At 60.3% G+C, this 20493-nt stretch carries 15 protein-coding genes; 4 read left to right on the top strand and 11 right to left on the bottom strand.

The window, feature by feature from the left end; translation table 11 throughout:
• Positions 1-135 precede the first annotated feature (135 nt).
• From KTAU_RS00170 to KTAU_RS00160, 3 genes are all read right to left on the bottom strand, one after another.
• A complete protein-coding gene (locus KTAU_RS00170) occupies positions 136-1461 on the bottom strand; it encodes a WD40 domain-containing protein (RefSeq protein WP_151726497.1) in 1326 nt (441 codons plus the stop codon).
• Positions 1458-2081, bottom strand: a complete 624-nt coding sequence (locus KTAU_RS00165) for an RNA polymerase sigma factor (protein ID WP_151726496.1) — start codon at positions 2079-2081, stop codon at positions 1458-1460. The genes KTAU_RS00170 and KTAU_RS00165 overlap by 4 nt, the downstream gene beginning before the upstream one ends.
• A gap of 146 nt (positions 2082-2227) precedes the next feature.
• Positions 2228-3814, bottom strand: coding sequence for a helix-turn-helix domain-containing protein (locus KTAU_RS00160; RefSeq protein ID WP_151726495.1), 1587 nt, complete (start codon positions 3812-3814; stop codon positions 2228-2230).
• 454 nt (positions 3815-4268) lie between these two features.
• Here KTAU_RS00160 and KTAU_RS00155 point away from each other — a divergent pair, with 454 nt between their 5' ends.
• The 3 genes from KTAU_RS00155 (at position 4269) to KTAU_RS00145 (ending at position 8062) form a co-directional block, all read left to right on the top strand.
• Complete coding sequence (locus tag KTAU_RS00155) at positions 4269-5666, top strand: ABC transporter substrate-binding protein (RefSeq protein ID WP_151726494.1); 1398 nt, start codon at positions 4269-4271, stop codon at positions 5664-5666.
• 504 nt (positions 5667-6170) lie between these two features.
• A complete protein-coding gene (locus tag KTAU_RS00150) occupies positions 6171-7091 on the top strand; it encodes a carbohydrate ABC transporter permease (protein ID WP_151726493.1) in 921 nt (306 codons plus the stop codon).
• Positions 7092-7156: 65 nt separating this feature from the next.
• Positions 7157-8062: a carbohydrate ABC transporter permease gene (locus tag KTAU_RS00145; protein WP_151727620.1), complete on the top strand. Its 906-nt coding sequence runs from the start codon at positions 7157-7159 to the stop codon at positions 8060-8062.
• Positions 8063-8205: 143 nt separating this feature from the next.
• Here KTAU_RS00145 and nagZ read toward each other — a convergent pair whose 3' ends face one another.
• From nagZ to KTAU_RS00105, 8 genes are all read right to left on the bottom strand, one after another.
• Positions 8206-9879 carry a beta-N-acetylhexosaminidase gene (nagZ, locus tag KTAU_RS00140; RefSeq protein ID WP_151726492.1) on the bottom strand — a complete coding sequence of 558 codons (1674 nt, stop codon included), beginning with the start codon at positions 9877-9879 and terminating at the stop codon, positions 8206-8208.
• Entirely contained in the window at positions 9879-10895 is a 1017-nt protein-coding gene (locus KTAU_RS00135; RefSeq protein WP_151726491.1) for a BadF/BadG/BcrA/BcrD ATPase family protein, read from the bottom strand. Before KTAU_RS00135 ends, nagZ begins: the two co-directional genes overlap by 1 nt.
• Positions 10892-11827, bottom strand: a complete 936-nt coding sequence (murQ, locus tag KTAU_RS00130) for an N-acetylmuramic acid 6-phosphate etherase (protein WP_151726490.1) — start codon at positions 11825-11827, stop codon at positions 10892-10894. Before murQ ends, KTAU_RS00135 begins: the two co-directional genes overlap by 4 nt.
• 137 nt (positions 11828-11964) lie before the next feature.
• Positions 11965-12711 (bottom strand): GntR family transcriptional regulator, encoded by a 747-nt coding sequence (locus KTAU_RS00125; protein WP_084659202.1) that lies wholly within the window; start codon positions 12709-12711, stop codon positions 11965-11967.
• A 322-nt stretch (positions 12712-13033) separates the two neighbouring features.
• Positions 13034-13492: a MaoC family dehydratase gene (locus KTAU_RS00120; protein ID WP_151726489.1), complete on the bottom strand. Its 459-nt coding sequence runs from the start codon at positions 13490-13492 to the stop codon at positions 13034-13036.
• A 100-nt stretch (positions 13493-13592) separates the two neighbouring features.
• On the bottom strand, positions 13593-15752 hold the full coding sequence (locus KTAU_RS00115; protein WP_151726488.1) for an acetate--CoA ligase family protein: 2160 nt from the start codon (positions 15750-15752) through the stop codon (positions 13593-13595).
• 146 nt (positions 15753-15898) lie between these two features.
• Entirely contained in the window at positions 15899-16309 is a 411-nt protein-coding gene (locus KTAU_RS00110; RefSeq protein ID WP_151726487.1) for a Zn-ribbon domain-containing OB-fold protein, read from the bottom strand.
• A gap of 15 nt (positions 16310-16324) precedes the next feature.
• Positions 16325-17488 (bottom strand): acetyl-CoA acetyltransferase, encoded by a 1164-nt coding sequence (locus KTAU_RS00105; RefSeq protein ID WP_151726486.1) that lies wholly within the window; start codon positions 17486-17488, stop codon positions 16325-16327.
• Between the two features lie 310 nt (positions 17489-17798).
• Here KTAU_RS00105 and KTAU_RS00100 point away from each other — a divergent pair, with 310 nt between their 5' ends.
• The gene (locus tag KTAU_RS00100; RefSeq protein ID WP_151726485.1) at positions 17799-20489 is read left to right on the top strand and encodes an MGH1-like glycoside hydrolase domain-containing protein; all 2691 of its coding nucleotides are present in this window, start codon (positions 17799-17801) and stop codon (positions 20487-20489) included.
• The last annotated feature ends 4 nt before the right edge of the window (positions 20490-20493 follow it).

Genomic DNA, 20493 nt, shown 5'->3' with positions numbered 1-20493 from the left:
CTAGCTAGGGACTCCCAATCGGGTCGGGACCAGGGGCAAGAGCCTGATCTGAGAGGGAGGGGGAATCGGTATGAGGTGGTCGCTCTCTCCCTTGGCGTAGAACCGTAAGCGGCTCAGCAGCTGTGCCTGGAATGGTCAGGGAGCGCGCCAGACCTGGACCGTATGGTCCCAGCCCGCGGAGGCCAGATAGTGATCGTTCGGAGACCAGGCGACCGCGGTGACTTCATCGCTATGCTGTCGATAGATCAGGGCCACCTCGCCGTTGAAGGGGTCCCAGACTTGCACGGTAGCATCGGCTCCCGCAGAGGCGATGAAGCGTTCATCATGCGACCAAGCGACAGCGTCAACGCTGCCGTGGTGGCCGGTATAGACCCGCAGGGTGCTGCCATTCTTGGCGTTCCAGACGCGCACCGTGCCATCCTTGCTGGCCGAGGCGATATAGCGACCGTCCGGTGACCAACTCAAGGAGGTAATGGCATCGCTGTGGGCTGTATAGGAGAGGAGCGGCGTCTCTGGATTGCTGGTGTGCACGTTCCAGATGCGGACAATGTCGCCGGCGTCGCCTGCCGCCAGGTAGTTTCCGTCTGGTGACCAGGCCAGCGTTGTCACGGGAAAGATGCCATTATAGACAACGGCGTTGGCTCCTGTGGTGGCATCCCAAACCCAGATGCGATTGTCACCTCCTCCAGAGGCCAATCTCCGGCTGTCTGGCGACCAGGCCAGCGCATAGACGATGTCCGTGTGGCGAGTGAAGCGATAGAGACGCTGGCCCGTTTCAGTGTTCCAGACCTCGACGGTATGATTCTCAAAAGCGGCGGCCAGATAGCGCCCATTGGGAGACCAGGCCACGGCGTAGGCAATACCGGCGCTGGTCGCATAGCGATAGCGCAGCGTGCCAGTGAGAGCGTTCCAGACTTCGATGGTGCCTTTGAGGTCGCTGGAGGCCAGCGAGCCGCCGTCCGGCGACCAGGTTAAGGAGGTGATAGGGCTGCTGTGTCCGTGGTAGGTCACCAGCAGTGTGCCTGGGCTGGTAGCTCCGCTCTCCGTGAGCAGGTGCATCAATGGCAGGCCCATCGCCAGCATGAGGCAAGCCGCTACCAGGGCGGCCACAGCTGTCCAGACACGCTGAGGCGACCGTGACCAGCGGGCCGGGACGGGGCGCGCGTAAAGGCTGCTTGCCCGGCGAGTCCGGCCTGCGAACGGTTGTGATGAGCGCTCCTCTTCTTCACTGGAGAACTTGCTCATGAGGGCGGCCAGACGTGGTACAGGCTTCAGCACTGGGTCGGGTAGTGCGCGCAGGCGGGCATCAATCAGCTCATAGTCGGCCCGCGCAGCTGCGCAGACGGGACAGTGCTGCAGATGAGCCTGCAGCGCCTCACGATCGGCAGGTGACAGGTCCTCCGGACGCAGAGCGAGCTTCTCAGCCCAGGACGGGCAGGGAGGACGCGGCGGCTGCTTCATTTCCGCTTGCCTCCTCTCTGCCTGGTCGGAAGACCTTCGCTCTCCAGGCGCTGGTAGATCTGGCGCATCTCCTCTTTGCCTCGGCTGAGATATTTACTCACGCACGATTCTTTCATGCCCAGCAGTTCGGCTACCTTGCGCTGTGGCAGCCCTTCAATCACGTATAGAATGAGACAAGCGCGGTAAGTGGGCGAGACATGAGCAAGAGCGATCTGGGTCAACTCGCGCTCTTCGATATGCTGTTCCATCCCCAGCGTGCTCAGCTCGCGACTCTCCTCGTGGCAGTCTTCCCAGGGGACGTACTGCATGCGCCTGGCCTGTTCCAGATAGTTATGAGCAAGATTAGTGGCGATGCGATACAGCCAGCTGGCGAAACGTTGCGGATCGCGTAGACCCGCCAGTCCTTGCCAGGCGCGGAAAAACGTATCCTGGGTCAGATCGCAGCTCACCCCATCGTTGCCGACCATGTGTTTCAGGTAGCGGGCGATCCGGTGCTCGTAGCGCTCGAACAGAGTATTAAAGGCAGCCTCGTCGCCGCGTTGCGCTCGTTGCACAAGAGCTAACTCATCAAGCGAGCCATTTGTCCCCGATGAAGACGTATCCTCTATCCTGTAGGCCATGGGTGAGGTTCCTTAACGAGCTGCCGAAGACAACTGCAGAGAGACCCCGGCGTCTGCTCTGGGTCTGCTGCCTTGCAATAGCGCTTTCTCAAGCAGGTGAGCAAGAGAGCGCACGAAGTGGCAGTCTGGACCCCCTGGGAGGCAGCTCAGGGAGAGAGCGCCAGGGGATTAGCATGAGCCGGCTGCTGATGGTCCTGGTAATGGAGTGCAGGCAGCGACGGCTGAGATCTCTCCCCCCCATGATACACCATCGGTGCTAGATCTGGGCAGCGGGCAGGACGTTCGGGCGAGCCAAGGCTCGCGGCGCGAGAGCGCTCTGCCAGCGGAGCAGACGCGGTGACAGGTCTGGAAACAGACTGAGCGAGATCCTGGTCCTGGAGGTGAGAGTAGCTACGTGCGTACTCGGCGATCACCGGATGCAACGTATAGCTGTCCGGGCCGGCGCTTTCTAGCAAACCGGCATCCAGCAGCTCATCGAGCGTATGTGCTGAGACCTGCTGGCCCAGCGATGTTTCATGAAAGGTCTGCGGCTTCGGTGGTAGGGTGGCCAGGCAAGTCAACGCCTGGCGGGCCTCGCGGCTCAAGCGGCGGTAGCTGATTGCAAGCGCAGCTGCCAGCGATGGTGGAGCGGCCTGGGCGTGGTAGTGATGAGGTTCCACGGTGGCGTCACATCCCTCCAGCGAGAGGCGTAGCTGCGGATTCTGGAGGCGCTCCAGGGCGGCGCGCAAGCGTCGGATCTGACCGCTGTAGGTCTGGGCCTGCAGGTAGCGCCCGATCAGGGTCAGAGCCAACGGCAAGCCGCCGACGGCCTGCACCAGAGTGCGACTGGCTTCCGGCTCCAGACGAGTAGCCAGGGGGGCAAAGCGCTCCAGCAGAGCCAGCGCTTGCTCCTGTTCCAGCTCAGGAACGCGGAAAGCCCGCTCATTGGCGAAGTGCAGGGCCACCACCGGCAAGCGTGTTGTCAGCAGGTAAGCGCACTGTGGCCCGCCGACCATCAGCAGCAAGGCTTCAGCGTATGACCAGGCATCGTCGATGACCAACAGCATGCGTCGATACTGAATAGCGGCGCGCAGCGCCTGAATCCAGCTTTCAAGACTTTCCAGGCGTAGCTGAATGTGGGGAGGAATCTCCAGCAGCGCTGCCCAGTGGCGTAGCAGGGCTGGGAGATGAGGCTCGCTGCCGAGCCGGCCCCAGAGGATACCCCCATTGAAGTGGGCCTGCACCTCTGGATCGTGTGCCAGGGCTAGAGCCAGCGTCGTCTTGCCGACTCCGGGCAGACCATAGAGAGCCACTGTATTGCCGCTCCGTTCTCGCATCAATTGCGATTTTAGCTGGGATAGGATGCGGTCGCGTCCAATCGGTGAAAGACTCTCTGGCGTTACGAGCGGCATGGCCGGGTCAAAAATGCTCTTGTTTATCCCTGGCTGCTCAGACGAGTCGTGGCTGCTTTCCTCATGTGTGCGGGCTGATCCACAAGCGGGCGACTCGCTGGTCGGTGGAACGGCGTGGGCAGGCTCCTGATAGAGGCCCAGCTCCTGGGCCGACAGGCCGAAGAAGCTGCAGAGCTTCTGGCGGAAGTAGGCGCTGGGAATGGCGTCCCCGCGTTCCCAACGGCCAATTGTCTTCGGATCAGCCACTCCGATCTGGGCCGCCACATACTCGCGCGACCAGCCCCGACGGAGTCGCTCGCTACGGAGCCGGTCATTGGCAGGCATTTTTCTGGCCTTGCTCACGGCTGTATCCTTTCTGCGCTTGTTGTCCCTCTGCCTATACTGTATGACAGGAGAGCCATGAAAAATCTGACAGGGAAACACTTAAGATTGCCGTTACCACCAGGAAAAGAGAGAAAGATTGCTGCCCCGGCGCCGCGCGCTCAGTCTGCTTGAAGGACCAGAAGCTGGCCAGGTTGGCTGGGCTGGCCGTGCTCTAGGCGGTAACTGGCTGTGGCGACGCTGTCAGCAAGCTCATGTCGGGAGCAAATAAGGGAAGGAGGGAGGGCTGGCCAGATCAAGCCGTCTATGAGCCGTCACGCTGTCCCTAGGAGGACGTTGCCAGCCTGGGGCTGCCTGGCTACACTCTCTCTGTCTGCACAGACATCTTTCTGCTCCGTTCCCTGTTTGTCTGTGACAGTTGCAAACTGCACGCAACTGTAGTGAGCCGAGCATCATCAGCCCAAAGGAGGAGCTTATGTTTATTTATGATCGGCAACAACGCGAGGCGCTAGATCGGCTCGTAGAAGATCTGAGTGAACATCGGATCGGGAGACGGGTCTTTCTACAGCGCGCGATGGCGCTCGGGTTGACGGCCAGCGCTGCCGCCTCTGTATTGGCGGCCTGTGGCACGCCCAGCACTACCGGGGGCAGCAGTACGCCCGCAACCGTCAGCTCGATCGATGTGCTCAATGTCTGGAGCGGCGAGGAGCAGCAATCGTTTGACGCAGTAGTGACTCCCTTCGAGAGTCAGTCGAAGATCACAGTCAAGATCGAGGCAACGCGTGATCTCGATGCGGTGCTCACCTCGCGCTTGCGCGGCGGCAACCCGCCAGATATTGCCGTGCTGCCTAATCCGGGCAAGATGCAGCAGCTGGCGAGCCAGGGCAAGTTGATTCCCCTCGATTCCTTCCTGGATATGAACAAGGTCAAGAGCGATTACGCTTCGACCTGGATCGATCTGGGTTCCTATAACGGTCGGCTCTACGCGCTCTTCTACAAGGCGGCCAACAAGGGTACTATCTGGTATAATCCTACGCAGTTTCAGGCGATCGGCGGCACAATTCCCAAAACCTGGGACGACCTGATCAAGCTCTCCGATATGATCGCCGGCAAAGGAAAGTATCCCTGGTCGATGGGAGTCGAGAGCGGCTCGGCCAGCGGCTGGCCAGCTGCCGACTGGGTCGATGAGATCTTCCTGTTGCAGTCGGGGCCTGATCTCTACGATCAGTGGGTCAATCACAAGATCCCCTGGACCCACAGTAGTGTCAAACAGGCTTTCCAGACTTTCGCCCAGATCGTCACTGGCAAACATTATATTAATGGTGCGCCTCAGTCGATCCTGGCCACCAACTTCCAGGACGCCAGCTATGCCCCCTTCAAGAATCCCCCCGAGGCCTACCTCTACTACCTCGGCGACTTCACTGCCGGCTTCATTACGGCGCAGTTCAAGAGTGCCCAGCCTGGCAAGGATTTCAATTTCTTCCCCTTCCCGACGATTAATCCCCAGTACCAGGGGGCTGTGACTGGGGGGGCGGATGTGATCGTTGCCTTGAGGGATAACAATGGCGTGCGCGAGCTGGTGAAGTATCTGGAGACGGCCCAGGCGCAAGAAATCTGGGTCAAGCGCGGCGGCTTTACCTCGCCGAGCAAGGCGGTCTCCTTGTCGGCCTATCCTAATGATGTCGCGCGCGCTTCGGCGCAGATGCTGACCAGTGCCACAATCTTCCGCTTCGGGGCCGATGACCTGATGCCGCCGGCGATGGAGACGGCTTACTGGAAAGCCATGCTGGATTTCATCAAGGACCCGACTAAGCTCGATAGTATCCTGAGTTCGCTGGAGTCAACGGCTCAACAGGCTTACGCTTCCTCGTAGGAAAGTGAAGCCTCTCTCGTTCGGGTGAGTTCGCTTGCTTGCCCGCTTGAGATCTTGTCTGCTGACTCCCCTCTGCCTGGATAGAACCTGGCAGCTCAGCCGCGCATCCGCGGGAGCTGCGGAAAGGGCAGGGCCGCTGAGGCAGAGGGGCAAACTGAGGGGCAGAGGAGGCGGGGAGAAAAGGCTATCCCCGCCTCGCCCTGACGCTGCGCGCTGTCTGGCGATAGCTGGCGGACAGGCCTGCCCGGCTCACTGGATGACCCACGATAAGGCGCACCGGCGTCTCTCTCATGGGGCTTTTAGGAACTCCTGCGAGATGCCAGTGGGACTCTTACCTCCTGCAAATGCTGGCAGGTCTGGCTGGATAGATGGAGCTTCTTCGCCCATTTTTACGTGGTACTGGTGTCAGGCCCGTAGACACAGGCCAGTAGACACAGGTTGGACGCGGGCCAGCAGCTGTGGTACCGTGTCATAGACACAATTGTTCCCAGGGGATGTGTGCTTATGATCAAAGCCATCGAAGAGCAGCGGAGCCTTCCGACGAAGACAACGGCGCGCAGAAAGCGCTTCAGCCTAACCCCCTGGCTCTGGATCGGGCTGGCGGTCCTCTTTGTGATCATCTTTCTGCTCTATCCGATGTTCTTCACGATCTGGCTCAGCTTCCTGGATGCCACTTCCACGCACTTTGTTGGGTTGCACAACTATCTTCTGATCTTTACGAACTCTTCTCTACTGGAGGTATTGCGCAATAACCTGCTCTGGCTGGTGCTGGCCACGGTGGCAACAGTGGTGCTGGGCTTGCTGATCGCCGTACTGGTCGATCGCGTGCGCTTTGAAAGCGTGGCCAAAGCGGCTATCTTTGTTCCGATGGCGCTTTCCTTTGTAGCAGCCGGCGTCATCTGGCGCTTCGTCTATGAATATGAGCCGCCTGGTCAGACCCAGATTGGTCTGCTGAATGCCCTGGTAACGGCTCTTGGCGGCCAGCCGCAGGCCTGGATTACCGATAGTCGCTTTAATAACTTCGCTCTGATTGCGGTCTACGTCTGGATGTGGACCGGTTTCTGTATGGTAATCCTCTCGGCGGCCATCAAAGGAATCCCGAGCGAGATTCTGGAGGCCGCCCGCTGCGATGGAGCAGGCGAGATTACCATTTTCTTCCGCATCATTGTGCCGATGATCAGCCCGACGATTGCCGTAGTGACGACCACGATGATCATCAATATTCTGAAGATCTTCGATATCGTCTACGTCATGACGGGTGGGGACTACGGCACCAATGTTGTTGCTGTTGAGTACTACCAGCAACTCTTCAATTTCAACAATTTTGGTGTGGCCAGTGCTCTGGCTGTCTTGCTCTTGCTGGCAATCATTCCCATCATGTACTTCAATATTCGTCGTTTCCGTGTGCAGGAGGCGCAACGATGAGTACCATGAATCCAGAGGCTCAATCGAGCCTGGTCGCTCCACAGAAAGCAGCTCCCGCCCTGCCAATGACGGAGACGGCTGCCAGAGTGGGACGCCTGCCCCTGCGCCAGCGGCTCCTGAGCCTGGTCAACCATAGCCTGGTGGCGGTCATTGTCGTTCTGATTGCGCTCATTTGGTCGGTACCTACGCTGGGCCTCTTCATTAGCTCCTTTCGCCCCCCGTCTCTGATCCACACTACTGGCTGGTGGACAGCTCTCGTTCCCCCCTGGAGTTTCACCATCGAGAATTATGAGAACGTCCTCCATGCTCAGGGTCTGGGCCAGGCATTCCTCAATAGCCTGATTATTGCTATCCCTGGCACGATTATCCCAACCCTGGTGGCAGCTTTTGCTGCCTATGCCTTTGCCTGGATGGAGTTCCCCGGGCGCGACTGGATCTTCCTGATGATTGTGGCGCTGATGGTCATTCCGGTGCAGATGACTTTGATCCCTGTGCTGGGCCTCTATACGATGTTTACCCAGGTAACGGGCCTCCAGCTGACGGGAAATTACGTCGGTATTTGGCTGATGCACACTGCTCTCGGCCTGCCTTTCGCCGTCTACCTGCTGCGCAATTTCTTTGCCGGCCTGCCCAGCGATCTCTTTGAGTCGGCCCGGATCGATGGCGCCTCCAATATCAACATCTTCTTCCGCATTCTGCTACCGCTCTCTGTGCCTTCGCTGGCTTCGCTGGTGATCTTCCAGTTCATGTGGGTCTGGAACGATCTGCTGGTGGCCCTGGTCTTTATGGGCGGTAACCCCGATCGGGCTCCCATGACAGTGACGATTGCTAACCTGGTCAATTCCTATGGCTCGAACTGGGAAGTGCTGACCGCGGCGGCCTTTATCTCGATGGCCTTGCCTTTGGTGATCTTCTTCACCCTGCAGCGCTACTTTGTGCGCGGCATCCTGGCTGGCTCGGTCAAAGGCTGATTTTGCCTGTCTGTATGCTTGATTGTCAGCACAGGCGTAACGTGAGCTAAGGCTCGCTGCCTTGCTGACCTCACATCGACAAGAAGGCGATCCTGCTCCTTCGTCTCACCGGCTTGAGGGAGCGGGATCGCCTTGCTAGCTGGCTAGAAGCTGAGACCCTCACCGCGGGCATGCAGGGGGGGCAGGCTCACCGGCAGGTGACCCTGGGGTTGAGTGTCTCCAAAGAGGACGGCGACGGCAGCTTCGATGGCGGGCCGGGTATACTCATAGGTGAGCACATAGGTGGTCAGTTGGGGGCAGGCCAGAAGGTCGTAGGGGTTATAAACGGCAAGTGCGACAAGAGGGCAAGGGGCTTCCGCGACCAGCCAGTTGATGTACTCGCTCTGGGCGCGATCCAGATAGGCGTTGACCGTCACCAGCAGCACCAGCTGGGCCTGGGCCACTGCCTCCCGCAGAGGCTGCTGCTCAGGCTCGGAAAGAGGAAGAGTGAGAAGTCGTGCCTCTGTCTTAGGATGATAGCTTCGCACGGCAGCGACGAGCGCTTCAACAGGATAGCGCTGATCTTCGACGCGACTGGCCCCTTCCTTCTGGGGCAGCACGATCAGGAGTTGCTGCTCTGGGGCCAGTCGTAAGGGCAGCAGCCCGGCGTCGTTGCGTAGCAGCGTAATGGCCCGCGTGTAACTCTGGCGCTGCAAAGCCAGATGCTCGGGCTGTTTGAGCAGGCGCAACCCCTCGGGCCGTGGTAGCTGCTGCCACGAGAGGTAGCGTGCTTTGAGACGTTGCAAGCGTGTCAGGGCCTGGTGCAGGCGATTTGGAGAGAGCCGCCCCTCATCGAGCGCGGAGCGCATGGCAGCCAGCCCGGCTAGCTGACGGTCGTAGCGATGCGAGATCAAGATCAGGTCGAGGCCGGCCTCTAAGGCTCGCACCGTGGCCTCCTCTATGCCCAACGTGGCGGCTGTGGCCTCCATCTCCAGACAGTCACTCATAGCTACCCCGTCGAAGCCCAGGCGTTGCCGAAGCAGGCCCGAGATGATCGCAGGTGCTACCGTCGCGGGTAGACCTGGATCGCCGGTCAGGGCTGGGAAGGCGATGTGCGCTGTCATGATGCAATCGGCCCCTTCTTCCTGCAAGACGCGGGCGAAAGGAACCAGCTCCAGGCGTTCCAGGCGCGCTAGATCGTGAGGAATAAGTGGCAGGGCGAGGTGGGAATCGGTAGCCGTGTCGCCATGCCCGGGGAAGTGTTTGAGGCAGCTAATGAGGCCTGCCTCGCGGTAACCACGCACCGCAGCCAAGCCCAGGCGGGCAACCTGCTCGGGATCTTCACCAAAGGAGCGGACGCCGATGACGGGGTTAGCCGGATTGTTGTTGATATCCAGGACGGGCGCCAGGTTCATGTTGATGCCCAAGGCTTGCAGCTCGCGCCCGGTAGCGCCAGCGACTGCGGTCACAAGCTCGGGTGAATCACTGGCTCCCAGGGCCATATTGCCTGGAAATAGAGTGACGTGCTCGCCCAGCCGCTGGACCATGCCATTCTCTTGATCGATGGCGATCAGCAATGGATAGCGATGGCCTGCAGCACGTGCTTTGGCCTGTAGGGTGCTGGTCAGGTGATAGACTTGTTCTGCGCTCTCGATGTTGCGTGAAAAGAGAATGACGCCGCCCAAGCGGTGATTCTCGATGAGGTCGAGAATGGTGGGTGAGGGCTTGGTCCCTTCGAAGCCTGCCATCAGGAGCTGGCCCAGCTGGTCGCGCAGATCGGCGGCATTCAGGACGGCTCTCTCGACCATCTTGTCAGACGATGGATGATGAGGTGGCATCAACGTCTCTCCCTTCCTTCATCGCTCGTATAGGGCCTGGACTGCAGAGAGGACGACCTCGGTGGAGAGTGCACCGACTCCAGGTGGATCGCTGCTTTGGCGGCGCTGAGTGCTGGCTCTTCTACGATGACTACCTGGCCAAGACGCCGCCGCGCGCGCAGCCGCCGCAGGATCTGAGCACGGAAAGGTGCCTCACGTACTAGCAGGCTTCCAGCCAGAGCCAGTGGCACCACGTTGTCAGAAAACTCCAGCTGGTTGCTGACCACCAGGGCCGCCAGCGCCAGCTCGGTAGCTGCATTGCCCACGATGCGGCGCGCTACCCGGTCGCCCTCGCGAGCTGCAGCAAAGACACAGGTGGCCAGGCGAGCGACAGCGGCAGTCTCCAGACCGTGGTAGACAACACCGATCAGGTCCTCTGCGCGCTCTAATCCCCAGTAGGCCAGAATACGGGGAAGAAGACTGGTGTGGGGGCCGCGGCCATCGGCGGCGCGAGTGGCAGCCTGGAGAGCCTGGCGCCCAATGTCGTAGCCGCTTCCCTCGTCGCCCAGCAGATATCCCCAGCCGCCGGCGCGGCACAAGTGACCGCAAGCATCCCGTCCCAGGGCGATTGAGCCAGTGCCCGCGATCAGCACAACGCCTACGGCTTGCTCCAGTGCCGCGAGAGGAAGCTCGGCGTCATTGGTCACATGGACCTGGTCGGCCAGGGTGGCCAGCCGAGGGGAGAGAACAGCGTGATCAGCTGGACGGTCCAGCCCAGCCAGACCAATCCAGGCGGCCCGCGGTCGGCTCTCGGCGCCGGCGGCTTGCAAAGCCCGCTCGGCGGCCAGCTGCACCTGGTGGACAGCCTCTTCCTGACCCACGGAGGCGTAGTTTGCGCTACCAGCTAGAGCGCGACCGCGCTCGCGTCCGTGGCGGTCGACGACAATCGCCAGCGTCTTGCTGCCCCCGCCATCAACCCCAAGATAGAACTCCTCGTCATGCGTGGCTGTGTGCTTCTGTGGTGTGCTTCCTATCATGACAGCGAATCCAGTGTTGCGCGTAAAATAAAACCGTGTTCGGCCAAGCGCTGGCGGGCACTCTGGGGATCGAGGCCGCTGCGGGCACAGACTATCGCTGTTTTGACCTCACCATTGGCCTGAGCGAGCAGCTCCTCGGCGGCACTTCGTTCCAGGCCGGTGGTCAGCTGCACGATACGTAATGCGCGCTGCTGCAGCTTGTAGTTTGTCGCCTGGACATCAACCATCAAGTTGCCGTAGGTTTTCCCCAGGAGAATCATGGTCCCAGTGCTGAGCATGTTGAGCACCATTTTTTGCGCAGTGCCGGCCTTCATACGGGTGGAGCCGGTAATGACCTCTGGGCCAACGATGGGAGCAATCATGATCTCGACAATGGCTTCCAGAGGCGTCGGGCGGTTGCAGGCCAGGCCGATGGTCAAAGCACCCTGCTCACGGGCGTAATGGGCGGCTCCCAGCGCGTACGGCGTGCGTCCGCTAGCAGTGATGGCAACCAGAGCATCGGCAGCCCCAACCTGTAAGCGTGCCGCGTCGTCGCGCCCGGCTTCAGCGCTGTCTTCTAGATCCTCGCTGGCCTGACTGAGAGCGGCGGGCCCACCAGCGACCCAACCGATGACTAGCTCTGGTGGCACGTTGAAGGTCGGGGGACATTCCGAGGCGTCCAAGGCCCCAAGTCGTCCCGAGGTGCCAGCCCCCATATAGATTAAGCGTCCACCACCACGCAGGCGGGCAGCAATAGCTTCGATAGCGCGCGCGATCTGGGGCAGCTCTTGCTCGACTGCCGCAGCAACACGGGCATCTTCGGCGTTAATGATCTGTACAATCTCCAGCGCACTCTTGCGATCAATGTCGCGGCTGGCGGGGTTGTCCTGCTCGGTGACCAGGGCGCTGAGGGATGGCTCAGCGGGATGGTCAGGCTGTAAAGAGGCTGACATGTTGACTGCTCCTCACTCTCCTAATGAAATAGCTCCCAGCCTCGGCTCACCTTGCTATCCTTCTCCCCCTGGCTGGGCTGCTCCTGGAATGCCCTGCCTGTTGTGATCACGGCTGCCTGGCTCGGTGCTGGGCAACGCTACGAGAGCAGTTGCTCGCGCTTCATATGAGTATAGAAGACGTACTTATTACCACAATAAACAGAAGAGGCGTACTCGATCGGTTGATTGCGCTCGGTATAGGTAACTCGGCGCGTGAAGAGGGCCGGGCTGCCAACAGGGACCTTGAGATATTGGGCTTCCTCGCTGCCGATGAGTCCGGCCTCTAGCTCCTGATCAGCTTCGAGCAAAGGTAGACCGTATTTGGTCTCTAACAGACGGTAGAGCGAGTTGTGTTCCAGGTCCTCTTCGAGAAGTTTTTCACAGCCGATAAAGCTAATATGCGAAACCTCGATGGCCAGTGGCTCCCCATCGGCCAGACGCAGGCGGTGGAGACGGAAGATCTGCAGCCCGGGCTTGATGCGCAGCCGCTCAGCGACGGCTTCGTCCGCCGGACGCATTTCAGCAGAGAGAACCCGCGTGCCCGGCTGCTGACCGCGAGCCTTCATGTCTTCGGTGAAACCCGTCAGATGGATGAGCTGCTGGGTAATCTTGCGCCGGCTGACAAAGGTCCCTTTCCCTTGCTCGCGGTAGAAAAGCCCTTCATTCACTAGCTCGGTGATAGCTTGCCGGGCTGTCATCCGACTGATCCCGTATTGCTCGCCAAGCTCTCGCTCAGAAGGGATCAGATCCCCCGGCTTCCATTCACCGCTACGGATCTTTTCCCTCATGATCTCTTTGAGTTGATAGTAACGTGGCAATGGACTTTTTCTTACGATCGTACTCATGGCTGTTCCTATTCAGAAGATGTTTGCTTGTTCACAAACTGCTCTCAGTTGCTCGTTCGGGCCTCGCTCGCGGCAGAACTCACTTTCGGGGCCACGACGATCAAGGTCAACACAGATTACAGTATACCACATAGCCTGTCTACTTGGTATATTGTCTAGACCATATACCTTCCCTCCCCTAAAGAAGCCCACGGTACCGTAACCGCGCGCCCTTCTCTATGGTCTACTTCGATAGTTGTATATACCACTATACCGGCGACAAGAAGCCAATAGTAGCGGCCTATCGCGCCGTGGGCAGCTCGTTCAAGAGGCTGTCCTGTCGCTAGGGTGAAGGTTCGGCCTGGAGGCGGATGAAGGTCGGAAAGCCTTTGAACCAGGCTTGCAGGACCTCAACGCCGTCCTGATTCACAAAGCTGGCCTCTGCTGAGAGGAGGCGCTGCTCTTCATCCTTCTCGACAAAGGTCACGGTGCAGGTGATAGTCTCTCCTGGATAAACGGCCTTCAGGTAGCGAAAATGCATTTCGGTCGCCACGAAGCCCAGCAGGCCCCCAATGTGGGTGATCATGCTACTGGTGAGCAGGCCGGGGAGGATACGTCTCCCATACCAGCTGGCCTGGGCGAAGGTTTCGTCCAGGTGATACGGATTATAGTCCCCTGTCAGGCCGCAAAATAGTGTCATGTCCCCTTCTGTAAAGGTGCGGCGAAAAACGTAGCGCTGCCCGGGCTGGATGGCCGCGAAGGCGCGGCGCACCTGCTCTTTGAACTCTGCTGATGCAGCCATACTGGTCTTGCTCTCCTCCTTTCTCCCGCCTCATGGGCAGAAAATGGGCTTAACCAGATAGAGGTGCGCATGGGTGTGGTCTCTCCGGTGCTTAGTGGCGTTAGTGGCGCCAGATGAGCAGGGCATCGAGCACCTCCACCTGGTCGCCGTTGACCAGCAAGGGATTGATCTCCAGCACTTCCAAGTGTGGGGCCAGCGCCTGGGCCAGCAGCGCGATCTGAGAGATCACGGCGCTCAGGCGCTCCAGGTTGACGCCTGGTTGGTTGCGGAGGCCGCGCAGTAGCGGGAAGCCGCGTAGCTCTGCGAGCATGGCCCGAATCTCACGACGGTTGATGGGCAGCGGACGCAACGTGATATCGTGGAGCACCTCGGTCCATAGACCGCCGAGGCCGATGGTCAGGGTAAGGCCCCAGACCTGGTCGGCGAGAATACTGACCAGCAGTTCGTGTCCCTCCTGGCGCATGGGGCTGACGAGGATGCCCTCAATCGCGCTCGCGGGCGCATGCTGACGAGCGGCTGTCAGAAGTCGGTTAAAGGCCCTTGTGACCTCCTCTTCGCTGCTGAGGTTCAGAGCAACGCCGCCGATGTCGCTTTTGTGCAGTATCGCGGGCGACTGGATCTTCAGTGCCACCGGAAAGCCGTAGTGACGAGCGGCGGCCAGGGCTTCGGAGACAGAGTGCGTCAGTTGGGCTGGTACGAGCGGGATACCGGCCTGCTCCAGGAGAGCGCGCGTTTGAACCTCTGACCAGCTGCCTGTGCCAGAAGCTGTGAGCACGGTCCTATCCAGGGCCAGCAGCGGCTCTGAGTGTGGTTCCTCTGCCTCTGGTTGCTGTGATTGGCTGAGCTGCTCTGACCACCAGAGCAACCGACCCAAGGCGCGCAGACCATGTTCGAGGCCAGCAATAATATGGAGGCCGGTGCGCTCAACGATTGGCAGCAGCGCTGCTGGCAGGTCGACACAGGTATTAGAGACCAGGAGGATGGGGCGTGGTGAGGTATGGACCAGATCAGCCAGGCGCTCATACTGATTGTAGAGGGCTTGCAGTCCCTCGGGGGTAGAACGGCGCAGGCCGTCGATGCTCACCACGTTGAGCAAGAAGTCAAGCTGAGGGTCTTCGCGCACGATGGCCAGGGCCTGCTGTTGGAGGGTGCTATCGACAACCACATAGCCGGTCACATCGAGCGGATTGTGGGGAGTGGCAAATGGGGGCAGCACTGCCTGCAGTCGCTCGCGTGTCCTGTCGCTTAGCTCGGGTAGGAGCAAGCCCTCATCCTGGGCGCGATCGGCGATCAGGTCGCAGGCGCCACCCGAGGGTGTGACTGCGCCCAGGCGTCGGCCCGGTAACGGACCGTAATAGGCGGCGAGCGCAGTGGTCGTTAGCAGATCCTCCAGTGAGGAGACGCTGATGATGCCCAGTTGGCGCAGAGCAGCGGCATTAACCGCCGCATCTCCGACCAAAGCCCCTGTGTGGGCAGCGGCAGCTCGTGAACCTGCCTCGCTTCGACCAACTTTGAGCGCGACCAGTGCACAGTGCCGGGCTTGTGCCCGGGCTGCGAGCTGGCGCAGTGTCTCCGGCTGACGAATGCTTTCGAGGAAGAGCGCCACGGCTCGTGTGGTCGAGTCGGCCAGCAGGTACTCAAGCACATCGCAAAGGCTGATCATCCCCTCGTTACCCAGCGAGACCAGAAGACTCAGGCCGATAGCATGGGCCTGGGCAAAGGCGAGTACGGCGCTGGCCAGCGCTCCACTCTGGAGCACCACGGCCACTGGCCCGCTGCGCAGGGGAAAATTGATGGGCAATCCATAAGGGGTGATGCCAGCGGTCGCGTTGATGAAGCCGTTCCCATTCGGTCCCAGGATCAGCAGATCATGGGCCTGGGCAAAGGCCAGCAGCTCCCGCTCTCGCTCTTCTCCCTGGGGGCCGGTCTCGCGGAAGCCAGCTGTGAGTACCACAAAATGGCGCACGCCACGCGCTGCTCCCTCAGCGACCACTGGCAGCACCTGGGGCGTCGGCACCATGACAAAGGCTAGGTCCGCCGCCTCCGGCAGGGCGCTCAGCGTCGGCAGGGTGGCCTGACCGTGAACAGAGGAACGCCGTGGATTGATCAGGTAGAGTGGGCCAGAGAAGTTGCTTGCTTTGAGGTTTTGCACGAGATAGGTCGACCAGCGCGCCTCGTCGCTGGCCCCGACCACAGCGATGCTGCGCGGGTGAAAAAACGCTTTCAGCCGCTCTGCTGCAATGGGTTTCTCCTGCTCCATAGGCCTTCATCCTTTATGGGATGCGACATTGCAACGGTTCGACAACTACCACAGGGGGCTATTGACAGCAGCAGCCTCTAGCCGCTTGCTGCCTGAGCGCCCCGCTGGTCATGCTGGCCTCTAGCTGGACAGACTGCTCACGCGAGCTATTCTGCCAGGCGGAAAAAGGGCAGTGGTGGGCGCCCGCTCACTTGTTCAAAACTGACCTGAACCGCAGCGCCAATGCGCACGCGCTCGCGCGGCGCATCGATCAGGCGGGTCATCAGGCGCACACCCTCCTCCAGCTCGACGATGGCGATGATGAAAGGGGCCTCGGCGGCGAAGGGGCCGAAAGCGCGGTGGACGACTGTATACGAATAGATGGTCCCGCGGCCCGAGGCGCTGACCCACGCGAGCTGGTCGCTGTGACAGTACGGGCATAGAGTGCGTGGATAGAAAACGTGGCGTTGGCAGGCTGCGCAACGTTGGATGCGTAGCTCCCCCTGCTGAATGCCTTCCCAGTAAGGAGCTGACTCGGGATCGCTTTGGGGGAGGGCGTAGTTTGCTTCCTCGCTCATACTGCATGCTCTCTTTCAATCTTTGCCAAGTAGAACGGTGGCCGCTGAAGAGAGAACGCCGCCAGTGCCGTGGGCCAGGGCAAGGCGGGCTCCGGAGACCTGCCGCGGGCCACACTCGCCGCGCAATTGGCGCGTGGCCTCGATCAGCAGAAAAATGCCGTACATGCCAGGATGGCAGTAGGAGAGGCCACCACCATTGGTATTCATCGGGAATGGGCCGCCCGGAGCGGTGCGTTGACCACTGACGAAGGCTCCTCCTTCACCGAGCGGGCAAAAGCCGAGGGCCTCCAGAGTCATGATGACCGTGATGGTGAAAGAATCGTAAATTTCCACAACGTCGATCTCTTCGGGCCGCAGACCGGCCATTGCAAAGGCCGTCTGGCCCGAGGCAATGGCTGCCTGATGAACGGCCAGATCAGGCATGTTGGCGATCGTGGCATGGGTGTGGGCTTCTCCGTGTCCCAGTACCCAGACCGGAGGCTTGCGGGCCTGGCGTGCTCGCTGGGCTGAGGCCAGCACTACGGCTCCGCCGCCATCGGTGACGAGACAGCAATCGAGCAGATGCAGGGGTTCGGCGATCCAGCGCGAAGTGAGCACATCCTCGATCGTGATGGGATCGCGCATCATGGCCTTCTCGTTGAGCATGGCCCACTTGCGTGTCGCCACTGCTACCTCCGCCAGTTGCTCGCTGGTCGTGCCGAATTGGTGCATATGGCGCATGGCGGCCAGGGCATAGGCCCCTACTGGCGTGGGTAGTCCAAACGGCCCTTCGAACTGTTCTGTGAGACGGTATGTCGGACTGACCCGCCCGCGGGAACGATCCGAGCGCTGGGTGCTGCCATAGACGATGAGGGCCACCTCGATGAGGCCGGCTTCGATGGCTGCCACAGCGTGCTCGATGTGAGCCTCGAACGAAGAACCGCCGATGTTGGTAGAGTCGCTATAGCGCGGTCTGAGGCCGAGATACTCGGCCAGGGTCAGGGTGGGAGACCAGGACCAATTGCCGGCGCAGAAGAGGGCGTCGACCTCGTCAAAGCTAAAACCAGCATCTTCGAGGGCGGCGCGGGCCGCCTGGGCTTGCAGTTGCAGGACGGTCCTATGAGGGGTGTAGCCCAGGTCGGACTCGGCAACGCCGACAATGGCAGCGCGCGGACTACGCGGCGCGAATACTCTGGACATGCATGCCTCCAGCCTGTCTACGTGTTTGTAGTATTAGTGTATCATCTCTCCTGTGGCTCGGCCTAGGCGCAGGCCAGGTGACTCGCAGCAATGCACAGAAGACTTGATGAGGTGGAAGTGGCTAAGCAGCGAATGGACGCTGACCTTTTCCCCCCATGCCAGTGGACCGGCGAGGAGCGCTTTGCTGCGATAGAGAGCTGTCAGCCGTTCTATAAACAGACGGCCAGTCTGGGGTCTAGGCAGGCCCATCACCGGCCAGACCAGACGGGCTGGCAATGCGAGATCGAAAAACGGAAGGAGTCATCTCTGCATGGACGAGGAGACGTCTGCTCAGGCGGAAGAGGTACGTTTACGTGAGGCCATGAGCCATGAACGCAATTGGGAGCGCTGGGGTCCCTATCTGGCCGAACGCCAATGGGGGACGGTGCGCGAAGACTATTCCCCCGATGGAAACTGCTGGGACTATTTTCCCCACGATCACGCACGTAGCCGCGTCTATCGCTGGGGCGAGGATGGATTGCTTGGCATCTGTGATCGTGAGTGCCGGCTCTGCTTTGCTGTGGCCCTGTGGAACGGCCAGGACCCGATTCTCAAGGAACGGCTCTTTGGGCTGACCAATGCCGAAGGCAATCATGGCGAAGATGTCAAAGAATACTATTTCTACCTCGACGCTGTGCCCAGCTCGGCCTACCTGCGCGCCCTCTATAAATATCCGCAGCGGGCCTATCCCTACGCGCGCCTCGTCGAAGAAAATCGCCGACGCTCGCGGACTGAGCCAGAGTACGAGCTACTTGATACAGGTGTCTTCGACGAGGATCGCTACTTCGACCTCACGGTCGAATACGCCAAAGCCTCCCCGAATGATATCTTGATCCGCCTGACTGTGGCTAACCGTGGCCCCGAAACGGCCACACTGCATCTCCTGCCCACGCTCTGGTTTCGCAACACCTGGATTTGGGGCCAGCATGGTGAAGATTACTGGACAAAACCACGTCTGAGTACCCCCAACGGACAGGCCCTACTGGCCGAACATGCCTCACTGGGCCGTTTCTGGCTGCTGGCCGAGCAACGCTCGGACCTGCCGGCGCCGCGGCTGCTCTTCACAGAGAACGAAACCAATTTCCTGCGCCTCTTTGGGGTGAGCAATGCCACTCCTTATGTCAAGGATGCCTTCCACGCCTATGTGGTCGAGGGACGTCAGGAAGCGGTCAATCCAGCCCAGGAGGGAACGAAGGCCGCCTTTTACTATGTGCTCACGTTGCCCACCGCTCAGGAGTGCAAGCTGCATCTGCGCCTCTTCGCTGAGAGCGAGACGCCCTCTGCCCCTTTCGGGGAACGCTTCTCGGCCCTCTTCGTCCAGCGTCGGCAAGAGGCTGATGCCTTCTATGCGGCGCGCATTCCGTCTGCGCTTCCGGAGCAGGCGCAGCGTGTGATTCGCCAGGCCAACGCCGGCCTCCTCTGGAATCGTCAGTTCTACAACTATGACGTAGCCACCTGGCTCAAGGGCGATCCGACGCAGCCTCCACCACCTTCTTCTCGCCTCTGTGGGCGCAATCACGACTGGAAGCATCTCTTCAATCGTGATATTCTCTCTGTACCTGACAAATGGGAATATCCCTGGTATGCTGCCTGGGATCTGGCATTTCACGCTGTCGCCTTTGCCAGCCTTGACCCCGACTTCGCCAAGCAGCAGCTAATCCTGCTCTTGCGCGAATGGTACATGCATCCCAATGGGCAGCTTCCGGCCTATGAGTTCGCCTTCTCAGACGCCAATCCGCCGGTTCATGCCTGGGCTTGCTGGAGAGTCTACAAGATGACTGCAGCGCGCGGCTCCCGTGACCTCCAGTTTCTGGCCCGCACCTTTCACAAGCTACTTATCAATTTCACCTGGTGGGTCAACCGCAAAGATGTGGCCGGCAGGCATCTCTTTAGTGGCGGCTTCTTGGGGCTGGACAACATTGGTCTCTTTGACCGTTCGCGTCCCCTCCCCGGAGGCGAGCAACTTGAGCAGGCCGATGGCACTGCCTGGATGGCCTTCTACTGCCTGACGATGCTGGCTATTGCTCTAGAGCTGGCCCATGAGGACCACACCTACGAGGATGTTGCCTCCAAGTTTTTCGAGCACTTCATTGCCATTGTGGATGCCATGAACGCCCTGGGCGGAAATGGGATGTGGGATGAAGCAGATGGCTTCTACTATGATCAGCTCCTCATCGATGGGCGCAGCTTCCCCCTGCGGGTGCGCTCGGCGGTCGGCATCATTCCCCTGTTGGCAGTCGACATCCTGGATGACGAGCGGCTCACAGCCCTGCCCGGCTTCACAAAGCGCCTGCGCTGGTTTCTGGAGAATCGGCCCGATCTCGCCCGCCACATCTCCTATCTGCAGGGAGGTGGTCAGCACTCTGAAACGCATCGGCTCCTGGCCATCCCTTCGCGCGAGCGCCTGCTGCGTGTCCTGCGCTATCTTCTGGATGAAGACGAGTTTCTCTCTCCCTATGGCGTTCGCTCGCTCTCGCGCTACTACCGTGACCACCCCTACACCATCGTGCTCGACGGTCAACGGCTCAGCATTGACTACGAGCCGGCAGAATCGCGCAGCGGCCTCTTTGGCGGTAACTCCAACTGGCGCGGTCCTATCTGGTTCCCGCTCAACTATCTGCTGATCGAAGCCCTGGAGCGCTATCATCGCTTCTATGGGACGAGCCTTCTGGTCGAGTGCCCCACTGGCTCAGGAAAACAGCTGACGCTGGCGCAAGTAGCTCAGGAGCTGACGAGGCGTCTTTGCCGTCTTTTCCTGCCCGACGAGCAAGGCAAGGTTGCCTGGTGTGGAGAGCAGCAGCGCTTTCTGAGCGACCCATATTGGCGTGATCTGATCCTCTTTTACGAATACTTCGATGGAGAGACAGGGCGCGGCCTGGGTGCCAGCCATCAGACCGGCTGGACGGCTCTCATTGCCCGCCTGCTGATGGATCTGGCAGGCGAGACGGCGGCTGCTTCCTAATCCT

This window comes from Thermogemmatispora aurantia, from assembly GCF_008974285.1.
Lineage (GTDB): Bacteria > Chloroflexota > Ktedonobacteria > Ktedonobacterales > Ktedonobacteraceae > Thermogemmatispora > Thermogemmatispora aurantia.
Note: the sequence above shows the minus strand (reverse complement) of the source record. Positions and strands in the feature narration are given on the sequence as shown.